This window comes from Bradyrhizobium sp. MI1.11 (genome assembly GCF_055811255.1).
The window spans coordinates 31,332-51,262 of record NZ_JBVVPM010000047.1; the positions used below are offsets into that span (position 1 = coordinate 31,332).

The 19,931-nt window shown below is 61.1% G+C and carries 22 protein-coding genes; 6 read left to right on the forward strand and 16 right to left on the reverse strand.

Going from position 1 to position 19,931, the window contains the following annotated elements; all coding sequences use genetic code 11:
- Positions 1–13: 13 nt before the first annotated feature.
- The 10 genes from AC0L30_RS32545 to AC0L30_RS32590 form a co-directional block, all read right to left on the reverse strand.
- The gene (locus AC0L30_RS32545; RefSeq protein ID WP_473406097.1) at positions 14–760 is read right to left on the reverse strand and encodes an amino acid ABC transporter ATP-binding protein; all 747 of its coding nucleotides are present in this window, start codon (positions 758–760) and stop codon (positions 14–16) included.
- A 62-nt stretch (positions 761–822) separates the two neighbouring features.
- On the reverse strand, positions 823–1,650 hold the full coding sequence (locus AC0L30_RS32550) for a transporter substrate-binding domain-containing protein (protein ID WP_007601263.1): 828 nt from the start codon (positions 1,648–1,650) through the stop codon (positions 823–825).
- A gap of 51 nt (positions 1,651–1,701) precedes the next feature.
- A complete protein-coding gene (locus AC0L30_RS32555; RefSeq protein ID WP_473406091.1) occupies positions 1,702–2,358 on the reverse strand; it encodes an amino acid ABC transporter permease in 657 nt (218 codons plus the stop codon).
- 12 nt (positions 2,359–2,370) lie between these two features.
- Complete coding sequence (locus tag AC0L30_RS32560) at positions 2,371–3,039, reverse strand: amino acid ABC transporter permease (RefSeq protein WP_007601261.1); 669 nt, start codon at positions 3,037–3,039, stop codon at positions 2,371–2,373.
- Positions 3,040–3,090: 51 nt separating this feature from the next.
- On the reverse strand, positions 3,091–3,945 hold the full coding sequence (locus AC0L30_RS32565; protein ID WP_219683113.1) for a shikimate dehydrogenase: 855 nt from the start codon (positions 3,943–3,945) through the stop codon (positions 3,091–3,093).
- Positions 3,946–3,960: 15 nt separating this feature from the next.
- The gene (gene aroE, locus AC0L30_RS32570) at positions 3,961–4,788 is read right to left on the reverse strand and encodes a shikimate dehydrogenase (RefSeq protein WP_007601259.1); all 828 of its coding nucleotides are present in this window, start codon (positions 4,786–4,788) and stop codon (positions 3,961–3,963) included.
- Positions 4,789–4,791: 3 nt separating this feature from the next.
- Entirely contained in the window at positions 4,792–6,018 is a 1,227-nt protein-coding gene (locus AC0L30_RS32575) for a CaiB/BaiF CoA transferase family protein (protein WP_007601258.1), read from the reverse strand.
- The gene (locus AC0L30_RS32580; protein ID WP_007601256.1) at positions 6,015–6,485 is read right to left on the reverse strand and encodes a MaoC family dehydratase; all 471 of its coding nucleotides are present in this window, start codon (positions 6,483–6,485) and stop codon (positions 6,015–6,017) included. The genes AC0L30_RS32575 and AC0L30_RS32580 overlap by 4 nt, the downstream gene beginning before the upstream one ends.
- A 13-nt stretch (positions 6,486–6,498) precedes the next feature.
- Positions 6,499–6,885, reverse strand: a complete 387-nt coding sequence (locus AC0L30_RS32585) for a VOC family protein (RefSeq protein ID WP_354170479.1) — start codon at positions 6,883–6,885, stop codon at positions 6,499–6,501.
- Position 6,886: 1 nt separating this feature from the next.
- A complete protein-coding gene (locus AC0L30_RS32590) occupies positions 6,887–7,831 on the reverse strand; it encodes a ketopantoate reductase family protein (RefSeq protein ID WP_007601252.1) in 945 nt (314 codons plus the stop codon).
- 102 nt (positions 7,832–7,933) lie between these two features.
- Here AC0L30_RS32590 and AC0L30_RS32595 point away from each other — a divergent pair, with 102 nt between their 5' ends.
- The gene (locus AC0L30_RS32595; RefSeq protein ID WP_007601251.1) at positions 7,934–8,917 is read left to right on the forward strand and encodes a LysR family transcriptional regulator; all 984 of its coding nucleotides are present in this window, start codon (positions 7,934–7,936) and stop codon (positions 8,915–8,917) included.
- Positions 8,918–9,663: 746 nt separating this feature from the next.
- Here AC0L30_RS32595 and AC0L30_RS32600 read toward each other — a convergent pair.
- Genes AC0L30_RS32600 through AC0L30_RS32610 form a run of 3 tightly spaced genes read right to left on the reverse strand, consistent with a single transcriptional unit; the run spans position 9,664 to position 13,412 of the window.
- Positions 9,664–10,014, reverse strand: coding sequence for a phasin family protein (locus AC0L30_RS32600; RefSeq protein WP_473406092.1), 351 nt, complete (start codon positions 10,012–10,014; stop codon positions 9,664–9,666).
- Positions 10,015–10,031: 17 nt separating this feature from the next.
- Positions 10,032–10,895, reverse strand: coding sequence for an alpha/beta fold hydrolase (locus tag AC0L30_RS32605; RefSeq protein WP_473406093.1), 864 nt, complete (start codon positions 10,893–10,895; stop codon positions 10,032–10,034).
- A 9-nt stretch (positions 10,896–10,904) separates the two neighbouring features.
- Positions 10,905–13,412: an alpha/beta hydrolase gene (locus tag AC0L30_RS32610; protein WP_473406094.1), complete on the reverse strand. Its 2,508-nt coding sequence runs from the start codon at positions 13,410–13,412 to the stop codon at positions 10,905–10,907.
- 133 nt (positions 13,413–13,545) lie between these two features.
- Here AC0L30_RS32610 and AC0L30_RS32615 point away from each other — a divergent pair, with 133 nt between their 5' ends.
- The 5 genes from AC0L30_RS32615 (at position 13,546) to AC0L30_RS32635 (ending at position 16,924) form a co-directional block, all read left to right on the forward strand.
- Positions 13,546–14,472, forward strand: coding sequence for an alpha/beta fold hydrolase (locus AC0L30_RS32615; RefSeq protein ID WP_007601247.1), 927 nt, complete (start codon positions 13,546–13,548; stop codon positions 14,470–14,472).
- The gene (locus AC0L30_RS32620; protein WP_007601246.1) at positions 14,469–15,062 is read left to right on the forward strand and encodes a hypothetical protein; all 594 of its coding nucleotides are present in this window, start codon (positions 14,469–14,471) and stop codon (positions 15,060–15,062) included. Before AC0L30_RS32615 ends, AC0L30_RS32620 begins: the two co-directional genes overlap by 4 nt.
- 89 nt (positions 15,063–15,151) lie before the next feature.
- Positions 15,152–15,799, forward strand: coding sequence for a CoA transferase subunit A (locus AC0L30_RS32625; protein WP_007601245.1), 648 nt, complete (start codon positions 15,152–15,154; stop codon positions 15,797–15,799).
- Between the two features lie 4 nt (positions 15,800–15,803).
- Positions 15,804–16,454: a 3-oxoacid CoA-transferase subunit B gene (locus AC0L30_RS32630; protein WP_007601244.1), complete on the forward strand. Its 651-nt coding sequence runs from the start codon at positions 15,804–15,806 to the stop codon at positions 16,452–16,454.
- 11 nt (positions 16,455–16,465) lie between these two features.
- The gene (locus tag AC0L30_RS32635; protein ID WP_473406095.1) at positions 16,466–16,924 is read left to right on the forward strand and encodes a MaoC family dehydratase; all 459 of its coding nucleotides are present in this window, start codon (positions 16,466–16,468) and stop codon (positions 16,922–16,924) included.
- A gap of 17 nt (positions 16,925–16,941) precedes the next feature.
- On the opposite strand, the gene fabI is transcribed toward AC0L30_RS32635, so the two are convergent.
- The 3 genes from fabI to AC0L30_RS32650 are packed head-to-tail and all read right to left on the reverse strand — an operon-like array spanning position 16,942 to position 19,909.
- A complete protein-coding gene (gene fabI, locus AC0L30_RS32640; protein ID WP_007601242.1) occupies positions 16,942–17,730 on the reverse strand; it encodes an enoyl-ACP reductase FabI in 789 nt (262 codons plus the stop codon).
- The gene (locus AC0L30_RS32645) at positions 17,727–18,941 is read right to left on the reverse strand and encodes an acetate/propionate family kinase (protein ID WP_219683120.1); all 1,215 of its coding nucleotides are present in this window, start codon (positions 18,939–18,941) and stop codon (positions 17,727–17,729) included. Before AC0L30_RS32645 ends, fabI begins: the two co-directional genes overlap by 4 nt.
- A gap of 5 nt (positions 18,942–18,946) precedes the next feature.
- Positions 18,947–19,909, reverse strand: a complete 963-nt coding sequence (locus AC0L30_RS32650) for a phosphate acetyltransferase (protein WP_007601240.1) — start codon at positions 19,907–19,909, stop codon at positions 18,947–18,949.
- Positions 19,910–19,931: the final 22 nt, after the last annotated feature.

Genomic DNA, 19,931 nt, shown 5'->3' on the forward strand with positions numbered 1-19,931 from the left:
GGAATAACTCCGTTCAGTGATGGGCTAGGATCTCGCCAAGGAACTGCTTGGTGCGAGCGTGCTGCGGATTGCGGAAGAAAGCGTCGGGCACACCTTCTTCGATGATCTGCCCTTCAGCCATGAAGATGACGCGGTCGGCGACCTGGCGGGCAAAACCCATCTCGTGGGTGACGCAAATCATGGTCATGCCGTCGTTGGCGAGACCGATCATCGTGTCGAGCACTTCCTTGACCATTTCCGGATCGAGAGCCGAGGTCGGTTCATCAAACAGCATGACCTTGGGCTGCATGCAGAGAGCACGCGCGATCGCAACACGTTGCTGCTGACCGCCCGAGAGTTGAGCCGGATACTTCTCGGCCTGCTCACCAATGCGCACCCGCTCGAGATATTTTCGCGCGGTCGCCTCCGCATCGGTCTTGCCGATGCGGCGCGCGCGAATGGGCGCGAGCATGCAGTTCTGCAAGACCGTCATATGCGGAAAAAGGTTGAAGCTCTGAAAGACCATGCCGACATCCTGACGCACGACATCGATGGCCTTGATGCTGTCGTCCAGCCGATGACCGTTCACCACGATACTGCCCTGCTGGATCGCCTCCAGGCGGTTGATACAGCGTATCAGCGTCGACTTGCCCGAACCGGAAGGACCGCAGAGCACGATCTTTTCACCTCGGCGCACAGTGAGATCAACGTTGCGGAGAGCCTGGAACCCGCCGTACCATTTCTGCACGCCCTTCATTTCGATCAGGATCTGGTCCTGCATGGATTCGACCTCCGTTATCGGACGACGGCCAACGCGCCCAGCGCGTCGGCCGCTTGCAGTGACTATTGAACTGTGAACGGAACTCCGGGGACTGAGTCGGGGAAGATTGGCACGGGCGCCTTCATCCACTTGGCGTAGAAACCGGCCAATTTGCCATTGGACTTGATCTGGTCGATGAATTTGTTCGCCGTCTCGTTCCACTCCTTCTCTCCCAGGCGCGTGCAGGCCCCGTTGTACAAGGCGGTGAAGTGAAGCTTGGGCTCGAACCCAAGTTCCGGCTTTGCAGCGTTCAGACGCTGCGGGTAGAAACTGTTTGCGCCGACCGCCTGCACCTGACCCGAGAGCAGCGCCTGGATCGTGGCGGCGTCATCATCAAACCTGCGGATTTCGGCGCCCGCAGGAGCATTATTGGTGACTTGGGTGTCCTGCGTGGAGGAGCGTGGGACGCCGATAACGTACTTCCCCATATCGGCATTACTGTTGATCGGAGTTGCCTGGGCAGCGACCAGTGTAATCTCATTGGCAACATACGGTTTGGAATATTGTACCGCCTTCGCGCGCTCGGGCAGCATGGCCATGGTCGCGAACAGAATGTCCACCCGGCCTGTGGTCAGCGCCGGAATACGGTTGGCCACCGCCAGCGGGACGAACTCGGCCTTCACGCCGAGATATTCAGCGAAGGCGCGCCCCATGTCGGCATCGATCCCATCCTGCTTTCCCGAGCTATCGACATAGCCCCAGGGCGGATTATCGCCCTGAATGCCGATGACGACGACGCCCTTCTTCTTCACGTCCTCCAGCGTGCCCGCCTGCGAGCCGCCTGCGACAACGATGGCCGCGAGCGTCAGCAGCGCAATGCCGAGCTGGCGACGATTGAGCGAAAACAACATGAGTATCTCCTCCTGGTGATGGCTGTGTTTGATTGAGTAGGTGCGCCGAACCTACCTTTGACCGGCCAGGGCGAGCCTGGCCTCCACCCGACTGCCCCACCATGAGAGTGGCCAGCAGAGGATGAAATACATTGCGCCGACCACACCGAAGACGAGCAACGGCTGGTAGGTCTGGTTCGATACGATTTGACCGGCGCGGGCGAGTTCGATGAAGCCGACGATGGCAACGAGCGAGGTGCCCTTGATGAGCTGCACGAGATAGCCGATGGTCGCCGGCAGCGCGATGCGAATGGCTTGCGGCAGCACGATGTCGCGCATGCGCGCGGAATAATGCAGACCGAGCGCCATTGCGGCCTCGGTCTGACCGCGAGGCACGGCCTGGATTGCGCCGCGCCAGATCTCGCCGAGAAAAGCCGAGGCGTTGACGGTGAACCCGATCGCGACCGCAACGAATGCCGACAGCTTCAATCCGAGGAGCGCCAAGCCGTAGTACACCACGAACAGTTGCAGCAGCAGCGGTGTCCCCTGGAAGATTCCGATATAGATCCGGACTATCCATTCCACACTCGTGCGACCGCAGGTGCGCAACAGTGCGACGACCAGGCCGGCGGTACAGCCACCGACGAATGCAACCAGCGTCAGGAGTACCGTCCATTGCAGACCACGCAGGAGGAAGCCGAACTCGGGAAGGCCGAAATGCGGTGTCATGATCTGTGCTCCTCAGCGCGTCGGATATGAGAAGAAGCGGTGAGAGATGATTGCGAAGCCCGCCATCAGCAGCCAGGAGATCGCGAGGTAGAGGAAAGTGACGAAGAAATAGACCTCGAAGCTGCGGAATGTGTCGCTTTCGATGCGCTGCGCAACCGACGTCAATTCATAGGCGGACACAGCCGAACAGATCGACGAGGTCAGCGTCAGCATGATGAACTGTCCCGTGAGCGAGGGATAGATCGCGCGAAGCGCGGGCTTGAGTACGATGGAACGGAATACCTGCCCTTTGTGCAGTCCGAGCGCGTAGCCGGCCTCGATTTGCCCTTTGTGAATCGATTGCACGCCGCCGCGGATGATCTCGATGGCGTATGCCCCTCCGTTCACACCGAGCGCAATAATGGCGGTGGCAGTCGGATTGAGCTTTACCCCGACGAGTGGCAGTGCAAAGAACAGAAAGAAGATCTGCACCAGGAACGGCGTGTTGCGCACGATTTCGACGAAGCCGATCACGATGGCGCGCAACCAGGCCGCCTTCGCATCGCGGGCTGCGACGCCCGCGACGCCGATGATCATTGCGAGCGTCATGCCAGCAAGCGCCAACCCCAACGTCCCCACGCAACCCCACAGCAACGCGGGCATTGCGTGCCAAACCACCGAGAAATCGAGCGTGTAGCCCATCTTGCGTTTCCTCTCGGGCGTTGTGCGTACCGCTCGCCCATCGGCCGGATGTCATCCTCCCAGGGATGCGAAAGTTGCGAAGAAGACGTCTGGATCAGGCGAGACGCCCGTGAACAGGCGGAATGCTTCGGTGCCCTGGAAGATTGCCATTCCGCCACCATCGACGGTGCGGCAGCCGAGGGTACGCGCCGCGCGCAGCAGCGCGGTCTCCAGCGGGAAGTAGATGATCTCAGCGACCCAGAGACCGGAACAGAGCATTGCCAGCGGCAGCGGCGTTCCCGGATACTTGTCCATGCCAATGGGCGTCGCGTTTACAATTCCGTCTGCGGCAGCCACGGCCGCTGCGACATCCCGGCCGACCCTCAAGCGCCCTTTGACAAATCGAGAGGACAAGCCGTCGACCACGCTCTGCGCCTTGGCCAAGTCGACGTCTATGATGGTCAGTTCCTGCACGCCAAGCTTCATGAGCGCGAAAGCAACCGCCGCGCCCGCGCCGCCTGCGCCGAATTGCACGACACGACCGAGTGGTGCACCTTGCATGCTGCGGCGAAAATTCTCGGCAAAGCCGAACCAGTCCGTGTTATGGCCGGTCATCCGGCCCTTTCTGACGACCACGGTGTTCACAGCGCCAAGCGCCTCCGCGTCGGGCGAAAGCTCGTCCAACAGTGGAAGGATCGCCTGCTTACAGGGATGGGTCACGTTCAATCCGTCAAAGCCCATCCGCCTTGCGGCCGTGAGCAATTCCGGTAACGCTTCGACCCCGAGGTTCAACTCGACCAGATCGATCTTCTTGTAGAGATAGCGGATGCCAGCGGCGTCTGCGGCCGCTTCGTGCATGGGCGGCGTGCGAGACGCCGAGATGCCGCTGCCGATCAGGCCGACGAGAAAACTGGGTTTGGGATGCATTGTCGGCGTCGTCCGTCAGCTCAATGGGACAGTCAATTCGGCGATGATCTGGGCCGTGCTCGGTCGGACGCCACGCCACCAGACAAAGGCTTCCGCCGCCTGCTCGACCAGCATGCCGACGCCGTCAGCCAACTTGGCCACGCCTTCAGTGCGGGCCGCTTGCAGAAAGGGAGTCAATCCTTTGCCATAGGCAAGTTCGTACGCCAGCTCCGCGCCCTGGAAGACATTGCTCGGAAGCGGCGGCATTTCACCTCGCAGGCTGGCAGAAGTCGCGTTGACCACGACGTCATAGCCCTCGGCAAGGTCGGCCAGTTCAGCGTAGCCGCTCACGATCAGGGGACCACAGCCGGCAAACTCTTCGGCCAATGCCACGGCTTTGGACAGCGTTCGATTGACGAGAACCAGCTCGGACGGTTGCTGGCGCAGAAACGGCAGTAACGCGCCACGTGCCGCTCCCCCAGCGCCGAGCATCAGGACGCGCCGGCCAACCATTTTGACGCCGAGATTGGCAGTGATGTCACGCGCCAGGCCGATTCCGTCGAAATTCTCGGCAATGATCCGATCGCCCTCGAACTTCAGGCAGTTTGCGGCACCTGCGCGTTGGGCGCTCTCTGAGAGCTCATTTGCATAAGCGAAGGCATCGAGCTTGAACGGGGCGGTGATGTTCAGCCCCTTGGCGCCCTCCGTCCGGAATTGATCAACCCGTGCGCTGAAGCCATCGATGGGCCCCTCGATCGCCTCATAGACGAGATCCTGTCCCATCATTTTGGCGAAAGTGCCATGGATGAAAGGTGACTTGCTGAAGCCGATCGGATTGCCAATCACCGCATAGCGATCGCTCATCGCTCACTCCTGCACTGCAGCTTCGTTGTAGAGCACGCCGTCGCGCACCATCGCGTCGACGGCTTCGGCCGACAGTCCCAGCGAGACAGCAATGCGACGATTGTCCTGTCCAAGCAGTGGCGCCGGAGTGCGCACCGTGGTGTCGCAATCGGAAAACCGGAACGGCAGGTTCGGCAGCGTTACCTTGCCGAGCACCGGATGCTCCTGCTCGACCAGCATGCCGCGCGCATGGATCTGCGGATCCCTCACGACCTCTTCGATGGTCTGCACGGGAGCGGACGGCACACCTGCTTCCTCGAGTGCCGCAAGACACGCATCTCGAGACGGCTGCGATAGCGTCCAATTGCGCACAATCTCCATGGCTTCAGCATAATGGGCGTTCCGCGCGGCGGGCTTGGCGAAACGCTCGTCCAATGCCAGCGTGTCTCCTCCAATCAGGCTCGCCAATCGTCGCCACGCATCATCGACTTGCGCAGCGATGACAAGATTGCCGTCCTTGGCCGGAAAGACGCCGTAAACTGTCGAATCCGGCTGTCCGCTGCCGGTTTGCTTCGGCAGGTCAGCGCCGCCCGAGAGGAAGTAACGCTGAACCGCATAGTCGTGCATCGAGACCATGCAATCGTACAGCGCCAGATCGATATGTTGGCCGCGCCCGGACGACGCACGGCCAACCAGCGCCGCATTGATAGCAGCGACGCCATGAATGCCAGTGTACATATCGGCCAGCGGCATCCGCAGCAGCGGCGGCGGTTCGCCGGGATTGCCCAGTTGCGCCAGCGCACCCGACATCGCCTCTGCGATCAGGCCGAAGCCCGGACGATCGGCATAGGGACCGGTATGGCCATAGGCGGAGACCGAGCAATAGATCAGCCTCGGATTCCGCGCTGATAGTGCTTTGTAACCGAGACCGAGACGTTCGAGTGCGCCGGGTCGGTAATTCTCGATGAAGACATCGGCCGTGTCGACCAGCTTCATCATCATGTCGAGACCACGCTCGTCGCGCAGGTCGATGCAAAGTCCCTGCTTCCCCATATTCTGCTGCAGGAAGTAGCCGGATTGTCCGTCCTTGAAATATCCATGGGCCCGGCCTGCGTCGCCCCCCTTTGGGCGCTCCACCTTGATGACCTCCGCGCCCATCGCGGCGAGGCAACGGCCCATGAACGGGCCGGCCAGGAAATGGCTGTAGTCGATGACGCGAATGCCTTTGAGCGGCAGATCTTGCGCGGTCATGCCTGCTCTCCTGCAGCGCTGGTCTTCGGGCGCATCGGGATCATCAGCCGATGCTCACCTAGCTGAACGACCTCGCCGCGCTGATTGATGAGTTCCGAAGGCAGCACAACGATGCCCCACCCATCCCTCTTTGTGCCGCGCATTGAACCAACGCGGAACTTCACATGCACGGTGTCCCCGAGCTTGATCGGCAGCTTGAAATCCCATGTCCAGCCCAGCGACATTCCCGGGAGGAACCGGTAGGCGGCACGCGTTTTCAATCCGTCAGCGAGCGACAGACCAAACAACCCATGCGCGACGCGGGTGCCGAACGGCGTTGTCTTCGCGTACTCCTCGTCGACATGGACCGGCGTGAAATCGCCCGTCAGTTCGGCATAGGCATTCACCATTGCTTCGGTGACCGTCACCGAGGGGGTTACGCATTCATCGCCGACCTTGGCATCGTCCCAGTAGCGCTCATCTGTCATGTCGCGTCTTCCTCTAGGCACGGGGATTGATCGCCAGGGCGGCTTCCACGGCGCCTGCGCTGGCTTGCAAGATTTCGACGTTGAGCCCGCCCGGCAGCTCGAGCCAGTTCGGCCCGGCGGGCAACGCTTTGGCGCCCCAGGCGGCGGCACGGGTGAGCACACCCTCGTAATCGTCGACCATGATGCCGAGATGGGCGAGACGCCCCTCTGGTCCGACGAAATTCGGATCTTCGATGAGTTGCACGCTTCCGAGCACCCAAACCTGACGCGGGCGCGTACCATCGGCGGGTTGCTCATCGCGAATGGCGAGACCAAGCACCTCACGAAAGAAGTCGACGTGACGATCAACGTCCGGCACGCGGATCGCGACGTGTTCGACATAAGCGCGGGGCAATGACATCTCAGGACTTTCCAGGATAGTCGCTGCGGGCGTATTCGATGCCCTTGACCAGCGCGACGAGGGTGGAATTGACGGGGGTCGGCACGCTGAGCTTGGCGCCCCAGCGCACGACGGAGCCGTGGATGTAGTCAACCTCGGTGAGATTGCCGGACTGCAAACTCTGCAACATCGACGTCTTGAACTCGGGCGGCAGTCCAGCGGACGCCATCGACCAGGCGCGTCGCGGATCGGTAATCGAGATCTTCACGCCAGCAGCTTGCGCGACCGAGATGCCCTCCGAGATTGCGGCCAGCGCGCAATCTTCCAGAACCGGCAGCGAATACAGGCCGCCATAAGTCAGCCCGGTCACGGCGGTAATTCCTCCTCCGGCGACGTTGATGAACAACTTGTCCCACATCGTGCCCAAGATGTTGTCGCTGAGCAGCGTGAGAATGCCGGCGCGATTAAAGGTCTCGGAGATTCGCTGCGCACGTTCTGTCAAGCGCCCATCAAGCTCGCCGATGATGGTCTCCTTGCCGATGACCCCGGAACGAACATGACCAGGGCCGAGCAGCACACCGCCGACGTAGGTCTTGCCCGCCACGACCCGGTCACGACCAACCTCCTCCGACAGGATGTCCTCGTGACCAAGACCGTTCTGAAGCGACATCACGACCGTCCGCGGCCCGATGATCGGCGCCGCGGCACGGATGGCATCCCGCGTGTGGTAGGATTTGACGAGGATAATGACGAGGTCCGCTTCTACGCCGACCTGAGCCGCGGAGGTGCAAGCAGTGACCTTCACGACGGTCTCGGCGCCATCTTCGAGTATTCGCAGGCCACCGGCATTGATTGCGCCGACATGAGCCTGGAACGGATCGATCAGCCAGACCTCGGCCCCGCCGCGCGCCAACGTACCGCCGATGGTCGAGCCCAAGGCTCCCGCTCCGATAAAGCAGATCCTCATCCGAACGCTTCTCCCGCGCCATTCTCGGCGTTGGAAGCATCGTAGCTGGCGGCTCGATATTTATATATGTTATGATTCTTATATCCGTTATTGTGAATCGCAATGAAGCACCAGGATCACACCGAGACCAACCTGCTGGACCCGCGCCTTCTCAGGCTCTTCGATGCATTGTTCACCACTGGCAGCGTCACCAGGGCAGCCGAAAAGCTCGGCCAAAGTCAGCCGACCATCTCGATCTGGCTGGCCCGCCTGCGTGCGGAACTGGACGATCCGCTCTTCATCCGGTCAGCGAAGGGCATGCTGCCGACGCCGCGCGCCGAGGCTCTCATCGGCACCGCGAGGCAGGCGCTGGAAATGCTGCGTCGCCTTGCCGAGCTTCGCACCGATTTCGATCCGACAACCGCAAAGCGCCGTTTTGCCATCTGCATGACGGACGGAAGCCACGTCACGCTGCTTCCGTCCATTCTCGCCCACGTCCGCCGCGTTGCCCCAGGCGTTCGTATCGAGGCGACACAGATTGGCGCCGACACTCCACGCATGCTGCAATCCGGTGAAGCCGACATGGCGCTCGGCTACATCTCGGATCTCGATGCTGGACACTTCCAACAGGCGCTGTTTCCGCAGGATTGGGTCTGCCTCGCGAACGCAAAACATGCTCGGATCCGCGACCGCATCACGGCAAAGGATTTCAGGCGTGAGGCTCACGTCCTCATTCGCTCCGGCACTGGACATCAGTTGCTCGCGGGCGCGCTGCAGGAGCAGAAGATAGTCCTCGACGTTGCACTGGAGTTGCCCGGCTTTTTGGGGCTACCCGCAATCGTCGGAACGACTGACCTGCTTGCTACCCTGCCAAGGCACATCGGCGAAACCCTGGCTCACTATTACGGACTGCGCGTGCTCAACTGCCCGCTGCCGATTGCCGGCTTCACGGTGAAGCAATATTGGCACGCCCGCTTCCATCACGACCCGGCAAGCCAATGGCTGCGTGGCCTCTGCGCGGAGCTTTTTCAACAGCAGGAAGTACGCGGTCTGCATCGTTCCGGTCGGCCGAAGAAACGAGTGCCTCGCGATTTGCAGTCGCAATGAGCTTGTTGAGATCGGCTTTCGGGTAACTTGCCCTACGACCGAAGCTTAACGCCCGGCTCTGCGCACCATGTCGAATGGGGTGAGATACAGGACAAAGGAAACTTCACCCGCAGCGATCTGCCCGTGCGCCGTCCCGCCACGAAAGATATCGCGCGAGACCCGTTCTATTCTCGGCCACCATTTCGCGAAGGTATTGGGAAGCAAGAACTCTTATTTGGTGGACGCACCAGGGCTCGAACCTGGGACCCGCTGATTAAGAGTCAGCCACGGGTCAAATACAATCAATGACTTATGGATCGCACTGCTGCGCTTATCCGACCGCAAATGGGCATTTGTCGCACACCACATTCCACTCCCACCTACAGGATTGGAGCCGGTCGAGATCCCTTGACGAACCTAAGAGCTGATCCGGTTCGGCTGGAATCGCAATCGCGCCAGCGGATTTACCGCCGCGCCAGATCGGTGGCGTTGCGATGCGTCGGGGGTTCGAGTCAGGAGGCCGCTACCGCTTTTCCCCACATGACGCCAATCTGCGATATTTCCTCCGATCGTCCGCCTAAACGGTGGGTTAGATCAGGGTAGGTGCTCGCGCACGGGCAAGGCCTTCCGTCATGAGACGGCGGAACCTCGGAAAACCCCCAAATGCAGAGCTGCCTGGTGGGGTTTCATCACGTCACTCATTGATCCTAGTTGCTCAATAAACAATTCCCAGCTTTGCAAGCGACAGCGTCCGCGACGAGCGTGGCTCAATTCTTTGGTGCAAACGCTTCGGTCGCCGCCTTCATGGCAGACTCGCTCATGCTTTTGCTTTGCTCGGTGAGCAATCGCATTTGCGCCTGGAAAAAATCAGATTGAATCTCGAGCGCGTCCTGCATGTCCTTGGCCTGCATGAGTTTGTCGCCGAGGCCGAACGTCGCCATGACGTTGCGTTGCATGTAGCCGCAGAACTCCTTGGCGTGGTTTGCTATCGGCAGCTTCGAGGCGTTCAGTCCCATTTCCAGCTGCTCGAAATACTCCGCGTTGGCCTTACGCAGGCGAAGAAGCGTCTCGGCGAGCATGGTGCGGATATCCGCTGCGGATGGATTGATATCGGCCATGGTGTCATTCCTCCTTGTTATGCCGCAAGTCCCCCGAACCACGCACCAAAATAGCCGGCGTAGAGCGCGGGCATTTCGAGATTCATCGAATGTCCGATACCGGGCACGACGACGAGGCGGCAGTCCGGCATTGCCGCGGCCATCGCATGAAGATCCGCGGGAGGGATCCAGCCGTCCCGTTCGCCCCACAATACCAGGTGCGAATGCCCGATCTCCGGCATGCGGCTCTCCAATTCCCGACTCTCCCGCTCGCGCGTGAGATTGACGGGCGTCCCGATCCAGATCCCTTCGGAGACGCCGAAGGTTTGTTCGATGATCCGGTCGAACAGCGCCTGGATGTCCGCGCCCCCTGGACGGAATTGCGGGACCTTATTCGGCGCCATGCTTTCCGGCACGAACAGCGATGAGGCCGCGGTCGCCATCACCGACCGGGTCACCTCCTTGCTCGCCATCATGGCGCGGAACAGCCCGATCTGGTCGGCATTAAAAGCCATGCCGAGCGGCGTGACCGGATCAAGCGCAAATACCCGCCCGAATCGCCGTGGCTGCATCAGGAGCATGCGGGCCGCGATGATGCCGCCGGTTGAATGCGTTGCAAGATGGCAGTAGTTGATGTCCAGGGTATCGAGCGCAGCCAGCATGTCCTTTGCGTGCTGCTGCATCGTGTAGTTGGTGTAGTCAACCGCAGGTTTCGGCCGGTCGCTGTCGCCGCAGCCGCGCCAGTCAATGCCGATGACGCGAAGACCAGAAGGAAACAGCGGCGCAGCGAGTTCGATCCAGTCCTTGCTGGCGAGATTGCCGTGGATGAAGACGACGGTAATGTCGCCTTTGCCCCACTCTCGCCAGCCCAGCTGGATTTCGCCCGCCTGCACCATCGGCATGGACCGGTCCTACTTGTTCAGGCCGGCGGTGGGCGCGGCGCCGGCCGGCGTCGGTGCCACCGCCAAAGCAGAAGCCACCGAGCCCTTGATCATACGATCGGTTCCGACCGGCGACGACGTGTCGACGCTTCCGCGCGTCACGAAATCCACCACATCCACCGGGTATTCAACCGGGTTATCCGTGTGGATGAAGTGCCCGGTCTCCGGATAAATCTTGAGGATCGGCCGGTTGCCCGCATTGGTCATGCGTGTCATGAAGGGCGTGATGGCATCGCGTCCGAGATCCGTCAGTCCATTGAACGCCGGCGTCGGGATGAACGGCTCCTTGTCGCCGAAGGCGAGAAAGATCGGAGCCTTGATCTGCGTGAGCCGCTCGTACAGGTTTTTCGGATCATCCTGCTGGAGCTCCGCTCCGATCGTGTAGACGTCGTAGATGAACACGTTGCACCACTGCTCGAGCTCCTTCGGATTGCCTTTAGTCAGCCCAACGCGCTGCTCGGTGTGGAAGCGGGCATATTCGCTGTCGCTGAAGAAATAGCCGCTCTTCGCCGCAGACACCGCGCCAGTCTCCGGATCGCGTTTCTTGAAATAGAAGAAGTCGCGGATGTTCTGCTCGTCACGCGCCTTCTCGGCGGCCAGAATGCCGGTCTGGTCCCAGGTCGCCCTCCACTTGTCGAAGTCATGATCGAAGGCCGGGTCGAACAGCGGCGCCTTTTTGCCCTTGGCGATGGTGATCTCGCGAGGATATTCCTCGAGACCTGATGGCGCCTCCAGCGCGAGACCCTGCACTGCATCCGGCCAGGTCAGGGCATAACCCATCACGAACTGACCGCCGAGCGAATGGCCGAGATAATACGCCTTCTTGACGCCGAGCTGGTTGACGACGAGATCGTAGATGACCTCGCGCATGTCCTGCATGGTGCGCGCCGGACTCTTGTCGAGATTGCCGGGTCCGGACATACCGTAATGCGGCAGGTCGGGCACGATCACGCGCAAGCCGCTACGCAGCGCATACTGCATGATGTTGCCGTAGTGCCCGCCGAACGCGCCTTTGCCATGGACGATCACAAGGATCTTCGGATCCTTCTCCGTGCCGGCGTATTCATCCATGTAGCCGATCTGCCAGGAATTTCCGCCCTTGTCTTTGGCATTGGCGTATTTGACCGGATAGGGATAGGTCACGAACTCTTTCCAGAACGACTTTTTGGGGTCGATGTTCTCGGCGACGCCGGGCACGCGATAATTCTTGTCAACGAATTTCTGCGCGCGGTCGAGGCTCGCCACATCATCCATGAAGGCAACGAACTTCGGGTCGTTCTTGCGCTGGTTGATGATCGGAAACACACCATAATGTGCGACCGGGCTTTCCTGAGCGATAAGGTCCGCACCGGGTACACGGTCGACAGCCTTCTGAGCCAACTTGAAGTTCAGCCACAGGTCGTTGGTAATGTGCATCACCAGCGTGCGCGCCTGGATCCGGCCGAGATAAGCATTGATGTTGTGGGTCTCGCCGACACGGTTGCGCCAGACCAGGTCGACCGCATCGTAAAGCTTGGCACGGTTGACGACGTTCAAAGCCGCCTTTTCGTTCGGGGGGTCCCAATAAAAAATTTCGGGCTGGACGGCGCCCCAATTCTGGGTCGTACGGAACGCAAAGTCATAGCCGGTCATGCCGAGGATCGACCAGCCGAACGCCACGCCCGGCATCGGATGCTTCTCTTTGGGCAGCTTGTAATAATCACCATTCGTTTCCTGCCACACCGGATCGGATTCGATCGCCGCGGTCATCATCTGGAATGTCCAGTTGCCGACAGGATCTTCCCCATCCGACTGCGTGGTGCCACCGATCGGCATCATTGCGCCGATATATTCGGGATGCATCACGCCCCAGACATAGGTCTGCGTGCCGCCCATGGAAACGCCGGACACTAGGGCCACGCGCGCGACCTTCAGCCCGTCGCGCAGCATGCGATAATTGGCCTGGACCATGTCATAGTAGCTGTACTGCGGAAACTTTACGCCGAGACCGTCCGAAGGTTTGCTGGCGCCCCAGGTTCCGAGCGGATCGACCATGATGACATAATAACGATCCGTATCGATGGGACGGCCGGGACCAATAATTGGCACGGTGCCTGACAAGGCTGCTCCTTTGACCCACTGCTCGTACATGTCGGTGGCATCGCCGGAATAATATGAGTTGATGACGACGGCATTGGTGATCTCACCGGCGGCGTTGCGCCGCGGCGTACCGACCGCGATATAGGCGGTGTGCAATTTCCCGACGCCCAAAGATTCGAGCGTGACGCCGCCCTCGCCGCCATTCTCCCACTTCGAGGGATCGGCCAGATCGTACTTGCCCCCAAGTCGAAAATTCGCGATCTCGTAGGTCTTCTTCAGCCCGTCATGCTGCATCTGCGACGAGCGGCGCGTGAAGGGCTGCGCAACCGCGAGCGATGTCCCGATCAACAGCAACAGCAGGCTGATGAGATATCGCCGCATGACATGTCTCCCGACCATGGCGAATTCCTCCGGCAGGCTTTGATTTTGCCAAACGCTAGGAGAGGACGCGGCGCGACCCTTGATCTAGCGCAAGGGAATTCGCACTGCCCGCGCGAGTGTCTTGGCACCGAATTACATGCCGGACGCCGCGATGCCTTTCCTCACGCACGGCTCCTACCGGATCCGGTATGAGCTCGACGGTCCTGTGACGGCGCCAGCCTACGTGCTGGTCAATGGACTGACTCAATACTCCGAACTGTGGACCGCTTACCGAGACGCGCTAATCGCACGGGGATTTCGCGTTGCGACATTCGATCTGCTCGGCCAGGGCGCCTCCGACAAGCCGACGCTCTTCATCAATCAGGACGACCATGTCCTTGCGCTGCATCGCCTGATCGAAATGCTCGGTGAAGGTCCGGTCTTCCTCAGTGGAATCAGCTTCGGTGGCCTGATCGCGCTGCGCTACGCGATCGAGCATTGGAGGCGCCTCTCGGGTCTGGTGCCAATGAGTTGCTTTGCCGAGCTTTCGCCTCAACTTCTCCTGATCGGCAACGCACTACGCACCGGCCTAATTCTGGGTGGAACCGGCTATCTCCAGGATCTGCTGCTGCCGATGAATCTGTCCGATGAATGGTTGAAGCCGCTGTTGGATAAGCTCGACGGTGTCAAGCGGCAGGGCTGGCTGGTCAATGACCTCTACGCGCTGCAGAACCTGATGGAGTCGTTCCTCGACTTCCAGCCGCTGACGCCGCAACTCGCCTCGATCGCCGTCCCAACCATGATCCTGAACGGAGAGTTCGACTTCCTGACGCCGCGCGCCCTACACGAGACGCTGCGAGTCGGAATCCCCAACAGCGCGCTCGTGATCATCCCGGGCGCCTATCACGCTTTCACGTTGGAAAAGGGTGCGCTCACAGCCGACCTGCTCGCGCGCTTCGCCGATGACGTGCTGGCCGGACGCTGGCAAGGTAACAAAGCGGTCTGGATTGCGCCCGAAGACCCTGGTGGTGAGCTCACTCCATTTCCCGCCAGCTACGACCATCTGCGTGCCATCCCCGTCCAGAGGACCCGGGCATGAGCGGACTTCTCGGACCACTCGACTCCGAAGGCCGAGTGCCGCACAGCCAGCAGACTCGCGTCGCCGCTTTCCTGATCTCGGCCCATGGCGCTCTCGCAAGGCAATTCGCCCTCGCCCTGCCGGCGAAGTTCGAGGCCGGCTGGCAGACAGAATTGAACGCTCAGTTCTACCGAGAGAGCGAGATCGTGTCGCTTCTGATGCGCGCAACCACATGGGTGCCGGACCTCGCCCTGGGCTATATGGCCATATCCTGGGAGGCCGCCTGGCTTCCGACGCCGAACGAAGGCATTGCCGATCGCATTCTTTGGCAAGCAGTCCACCTCGCCACGCTCGCGCATGCCGTCCACGCCGGGATCCGGCCAGCGGCGTTACTACCGCTTGAGGCAAACCCGAATGACCCCTTCGTGATGGCGCTACGCCGCATCGAGTTCGAGAGCGGACGTCTGTTGCAGGCGCAAATCCTGTTCCTGAAAGGTCCCGACCTGTTACCCTTCCGTGGCACCGTCAGCACAGTCCTGGAAAGCCGACACACCGAACTGCGCAAGCTCTGGCACGACGCGCTCGCGAGCGTGGGAATCGTCCGCGAATGATGCGGAGCCTTGACGCAGATCAAAGCAGCGCGATTTCCGCCCTCCAGCATTCATCGACGCCCTGCACGCGCCGACCGGAGTTCTCCCTCATGAAGGCCATCTCCCTCGAAGAAGCCGTCGCAATGATCCCGGTCGGCGCGAGTGTCATGGTCGGCGGATTCATGGGTGTCGGAACACCGGAGCGCCTGCTCGACGAGGTGGTGCGGCAGAAGAAGGGCGGTCTGTCGCTGATCTGCAATGATGCGGCGATCCCCGGCAAGGGCGTCGGCAAGCTGTTCGATGCTGCGCTGGTCGCGCGATTGACCGCAACGCATATCGGTCTCAATGCGAAGGCACAGCAGCAGATGCTGGCAAACCAGATCACCGTCGATCTGGTACCCCAGGGAACCTTCGTCGAGCGCATTCGTGCGGGTGGATGCGGGCTAGGTGGAGTTCTGACGCCAACCGGCGTCGGCACGCTGGTTGCGCAGGGCAAGCGCGAGATCGAAGTCGACGGAAAGCCTTTTCTGCTGGAGACAGCCTTGCGTGCACAGTTTGCGCTAGTGCACGCCTTCCTTGCCGACTACCTCGGCAACTTGGCGTACGCACTGACCTCGCGCAACTTCAATCCAGTCATGGCGATGGCCGCCGACACCGTGATCGTCACCGCGGAGAACATTGTGCCAATCGGCGTGATCGCGCCCGACCACGTCGTGACCCCGGCGCCGCTCGTCGACTACCTCATTACAAACGGGTGACGACATGGATCCGCAGATCATCATCGCCCGGCGCGTCGCCAAGGAGCTTCGGAGCGGCGACCTCGTCAATCTCGGCATCGGTATCCCGACGCTCGTCGCGAACTACGTTCCAACGGACCTGAAGGTATTCTTCCAGTCGGAAAACGGCCTGATCGGAACGGGGCCTATCCCCGAGCAAGGCCTGGCGCATCCGACGCTAACGGACGCAGGGGGGCGCCCGATTAGCGCGCTGCCCGGGGCCTCGACCTTCGACAGCGCGATGTCGTTCGGACTGATCCGCGGCGGCCATGTCGACGTCACGGTGCTTGGCGGCCTTCAAGTCGATGCCCATGGCCATCTCGCCAACTGGATGATCCCGGGCAAGATGGTTCCCGGCATGGGCGGCGCCATGGATCTCGTGAGCGGCGCGAAGCGGGTCATCGTCGCCATGCAGCACGCAGCAAAGGGCAAGTCGAAGATTGTTGCGAAATGCAGCTTGCCGCTCACCTCGGCGCGGCCAGTGAATCTAGTCGTCACCGACATGGCTGTGATCGGCTTTGCCGATGGCACGGCGACGCTTCTTGAGACCGCGCCGGGCGTCACGATCGGCGAAGTGATGGCTGCGACTGAAGCCGACCTTCTCGTCGGCGACCATGTCCCGGAGATGATGATCTGAAGGTGAAGGACATGCGGATATTCGGCAATTTTGATGAGATAAGATCTGCGGTCGGTACCGAAATCGGCGCTAGCGACTGGATCGAGGTAACGCAGGACCGGATCAACAAGTTTGCGGAAGCGACCTGCGATGAACAGTGGATCCATGTCGACCAGGAGCGCGCGAGGAAAGAAATGCCCGGCGGCACCACCATCGCCCATGGCATGCTGTCCCTGGCGCTGGCACCGATGTTCATCCGCTCGGTGATGGGGTTAAAAGGCCTCCGAAACACCCTGAACTACGGCGCCGACAGGATCAGGTACCTTTCGTCGGTCCCGGCGGGCTCAAAGCTGCGTGGCCGCGTCAGCGTTGCTGAGACGGAGGATGTCCCTCCCGACGGGCTGCGCGTGAACTATCATCTGGTCATCGAGATCGAAGGCGGCAATCGACCGGCCTGCGTGGCCGAGCTAATCGCCCTGCACTATCGCTGAGTCGCATCCCGTCCCCTTCAGTCGATGATGTGATAACCACCATCAATATAAAGAACGCTTCCTGTAATGAGCTTGGCGCCGTCGAGCGCGAGAAATGCCGTGGCGTTGCCGACGTCTTCAATGCTGACCAGGCTGCGCGACGGGGCCTTGGATTGCGCCTTGTCCATCAGTTCGTCGAACTCTGGAATGCCTGATGCCGCTCGCGTAGCCAGCGGCCCGGGCGAAATCGCGTGCACGCGGATGCCCTTCGGCCCAAGCTCGGCGGCGATGTAGCGGACGGAGGCTTCGAGCGCCGCCTTGGCCACACCCATCACATTGTAGTTTTCGACCACCATCTGGCTGCCGTAATAGGTCATCGTGAACATGGTGCCGCCGTTCTTCATCAGCGGCTCGGCCAAATGCGCCATGCGCATGAAGGACCAGCAGGAGACCTCCATCGTCTTCAGGAAGCCGTCGCGACCGACGTCCACCACACGTCCGTGCAAGGCTTCCTTCGGTGAGAATGCGATCGAGTGCAGCAGGAAATCGAGCTGGCCCCAGTCCCTCTCGACCCGGGCAAATACTTCTTCGGTCTGCCCCTCCGTCATTACATCGAGTGGCATGAAAATAGACGCCTCAAGTGCCTGGGCAAGAGGCTCGACGTGCTTCTTCGCGCGGTCGTTCAGGTAAGTGACGGCTAGATCGGCACCAAGCGCACGAAAGGCCTTGGCGCATCCCCATGCGATCGACTGGTCGTTGGCGATGCCCACGACGAGGCCTTTTTTCCCCTTCAGGGCAATCTTGGTATCCGGAAATACGGGAATCATGATGCCCTCTCCTGTCTTTGATCGGTCGATGTTCTGTTCATCAGCACTGAGAGAGTGTGCTGCGCGATCATCAGCTCCTCGTCGGTCGGCACCACATAGACTGGAATGCGACTGTCGGGACCCGAGATCAGCTGTGAGTGGCGCGTATTCTCGGCTTGATTGAGGGTGACGCCCAGCCACGCAAGCTGGCCAGCGACATGCGCGCGAATTGTTGCGGAGTTTTCGCCGATACCAGCCGTAAACACAAAGGCGTCCAGCCCCTGCAGCGCTGCGGCAAGCATGCCGGCACTGAGGCCTATGCGATAGCAGAAATATTCGACGGCCAGTCTGGCTCTCGGATCGTCACTGCTCTCCAGCACGCGCATATCGTTGCTGACGCCGGATAACCCCTTCAAGCCGCAATCGCGGTAAAGGAAGTTCTGGATGTTGGAGGCAGACATCCCCTTCTCGGAAATGAGATAGAGCACCACCCCAGGGTCGATCTGACCAGGGCGGGTTCCCATCGGAAGCCCGTCGAGAGCGGTGAAGCCCATAGTGCTTTCGACGCTTCGTCCCACGCTGAGAGCGCACATCGAGGCGCCGCTTCCGAGGTGAGCGACGATAATCCGCCCATTCGCAACTTTCGGCGCGACCTTTGGCAAGGTCTTCGCAATGTACTCGTAAGAGAGACCGTGAAAGCCGTAGCGGCGCACGCCCTCGGCATAAAGATGATGTGGAATCGCATAATGATCGGCCACCGCGCTATGTGTGCGATGAAATGCGGTATCGAAACAGGCGACCTGCGGAAGCTCCGGGAAATTGCCGAGAATCGAGCGGATCGGCGCCAGATTATGGGGTTGATGCAGCGGCGCGAGCGCGATGTACCGCTCCAGCCGGGTCACGACACCATGATCGAGCTGGATCGGCCGATCGTAGTCCGGGCCACCGTGAACGACGCGATGACCGACCGCGATCGGGTGAATGCGTTGCTCGTCCCGCAACCAGGCGCCGGCAATGTCCATCGCGGCCGGAACATCCGGCACCGCCTCGATCGGATAGGCGCGATCCGCAACCGGATCGCCGGTGGAGCCACTCGCGCGCAAACGCGGGCGGCTGCCGATCCCATCCATCTGCCCTTTCAGCTGTCGCCGCAATATTCCGTCCCCCTCGATCGAGTAGACCTGGAACTTGACGCTGGAGGAGCCGGCATTGACCACAAGGATGGTGTCCATGGCGTTCACGCGGCAATCGTTGGAGCACGCCGGCGCCGGGCATGGGCATACAGCGCTGCGACCGCGCACGAGGCCATCCGCGCACGCGCCGAATCCGCGCGTGAGGTCAGGACGACCGGGACCCGGGCTCCGAGCACGATGCCCGCGCCGTCCGCCTTGGCGAAATAGGCGAGGTTCTTTGCCAGCATGTTGCCGGCCTCCAGGTCGGGAACGACGAGGATCTGCGCGCGACCGGCGACCTCGGACTTGATCCCCTTGATGCGCGCCGCCTCCAGGTCGATGGCGTTGTCGAAAGCCAGCGGTCCGTCGAGGATCCCTCCGGTGATCTGCCCGCGATCCGCCATCTTGCAGAGTGCTGCCGCCTCGATCGTAGACGGAATTTTCGAGGTCACGGTTTCAACCGCCGACAGGATTGCCACGCGCGGTGACTTGCCGAATCCAGCTTCCACGTAAAGATCGATCGCGTTCTGGATGATGTCGCGTTTGGCGTCCAGATCAGGGAAGATGTTGATGGCCGCGTCCGTCACGAAGATGGTCTCGGCATAGGCCGGCACGTCCATCACGAAGACGTGGCTGATACGGCGGTCGGTGCGCAGGCCTCCGGCCTTCGCGGTGACCGCGCGCATCAATTCGTCGGTGTGCAAGCTGCCTTTCATCAACAGCTCACCTCGGCCGGCGTGGATCAGCTCTACCGCCTTTGCAGCGGCTTCATCGCTATGCGCTGCGTCAACGAGCTCGAAGGCCGCGATGTCGAGACCATGCCTGGCGGCCGTATCCCGGATCTTCCTTTCAGGTCCGACCAGGAGCGGCCGGATGATGCCGGCCTGTGCACTATCGACAGCGCCGCGCAATGAGCTTTCATCGCAGGGATGCACGACGATGGTTGGGGCCGGCGGCACGGCCTGCGCGGCCGCTATCAGACGGTCGTACTTGCTCGGGGACTGTGCCTGCGACGTGTCGGCTGACATGAGCCGGTTCCTTCCAGACAGC

Bases quoted from the DNA above. Each gene is read 5' to 3' on its own strand.
- AC0L30_RS32595 (WP_007601251.1), top strand. From the start codon at position 7,934: ATGAAGCACCAGGATCACACCGAGACCAACCTGCTGGACCCGCGCCTT.
- AC0L30_RS32560 (WP_007601261.1), bottom strand. From the start codon at position 3,039: ATGGGCTACACGCTCGATTTCTCGGTGGTTTGGCACGCAATGCCCGCG.
- AC0L30_RS32550 (WP_007601263.1), bottom strand. From the start codon at position 1,650: ATGTTGTTTTCGCTCAATCGTCGCCAGCTCGGCATTGCGCTGCTGACG.
- AC0L30_RS32585 (WP_354170479.1), bottom strand. From the start codon at position 6,885: ATGTCATTGCCCCGCGCTTATGTCGAACACGTCGCGATCCGCGTGCCG.
- AC0L30_RS32545 (WP_473406097.1), bottom strand. From the start codon at position 760: ATGCAGGACCAGATCCTGATCGAAATGAAGGGCGTGCAGAAATGGTAC.
- fabI (WP_007601242.1), bottom strand. From the start codon at position 17,730: ATGATTCCCGTATTTCCGGATACCAAGATTGCCCTGAAGGGGAAAAAA.
- AC0L30_RS32650 (WP_007601240.1), bottom strand. From the start codon at position 19,909: ATGTCAGCCGACACGTCGCAGGCACAGTCCCCGAGCAAGTACGACCGT.
- AC0L30_RS32610 (WP_473406094.1), bottom strand. From the start codon at position 13,412: ATGGTCGGGAGACATGTCATGCGGCGATATCTCATCAGCCTGCTGTTG.
- AC0L30_RS32575 (WP_007601258.1), bottom strand. From the start codon at position 6,018: ATGACCGCGCAAGATCTGCCGCTCAAAGGCATTCGCGTCATCGACTAC.
- AC0L30_RS32605 (WP_473406093.1), bottom strand. From the start codon at position 10,895: ATGCCGATGGTGCAGGCGGGCGAAATCCAGCTGGGCTGGCGAGAGTGG.
- AC0L30_RS32555 (WP_473406091.1), bottom strand. From the start codon at position 2,358: ATGACACCGCATTTCGGCCTTCCCGAGTTCGGCTTCCTCCTGCGTGGT.
- AC0L30_RS32580 (WP_007601256.1), bottom strand. From the start codon at position 6,485: ATGACAGATGAGCGCTACTGGGACGATGCCAAGGTCGGCGATGAATGC.
- aroE (WP_007601259.1), bottom strand. From the start codon at position 4,788: ATGAGCGATCGCTATGCGGTGATTGGCAATCCGATCGGCTTCAGCAAG.
- AC0L30_RS32615 (WP_007601247.1), top strand. From the start codon at position 13,546: ATGCCTTTCCTCACGCACGGCTCCTACCGGATCCGGTATGAGCTCGAC.
- AC0L30_RS32590 (WP_007601252.1), bottom strand. From the start codon at position 7,831: ATGAGGATCTGCTTTATCGGAGCGGGAGCCTTGGGCTCGACCATCGGC.
- AC0L30_RS32620 (WP_007601246.1), top strand. From the start codon at position 14,469: ATGAGCGGACTTCTCGGACCACTCGACTCCGAAGGCCGAGTGCCGCAC.
- AC0L30_RS32625 (WP_007601245.1), top strand. From the start codon at position 15,152: ATGAAGGCCATCTCCCTCGAAGAAGCCGTCGCAATGATCCCGGTCGGC.
- AC0L30_RS32630 (WP_007601244.1), top strand. From the start codon at position 15,804: ATGGATCCGCAGATCATCATCGCCCGGCGCGTCGCCAAGGAGCTTCGG.
- AC0L30_RS32565 (WP_219683113.1), bottom strand. From the start codon at position 3,945: ATGCATCCCAAACCCAGTTTTCTCGTCGGCCTGATCGGCAGCGGCATC.
- AC0L30_RS32635 (WP_473406095.1), top strand. From the start codon at position 16,466: ATGCGGATATTCGGCAATTTTGATGAGATAAGATCTGCGGTCGGTACC.
- AC0L30_RS32600 (WP_473406092.1), bottom strand. From the start codon at position 10,014: ATGGCCGATATCAATCCATCCGCAGCGGATATCCGCACCATGCTCGCC.
- AC0L30_RS32645 (WP_219683120.1), bottom strand. From the start codon at position 18,941: ATGGACACCATCCTTGTGGTCAATGCCGGCTCCTCCAGCGTCAAGTTC.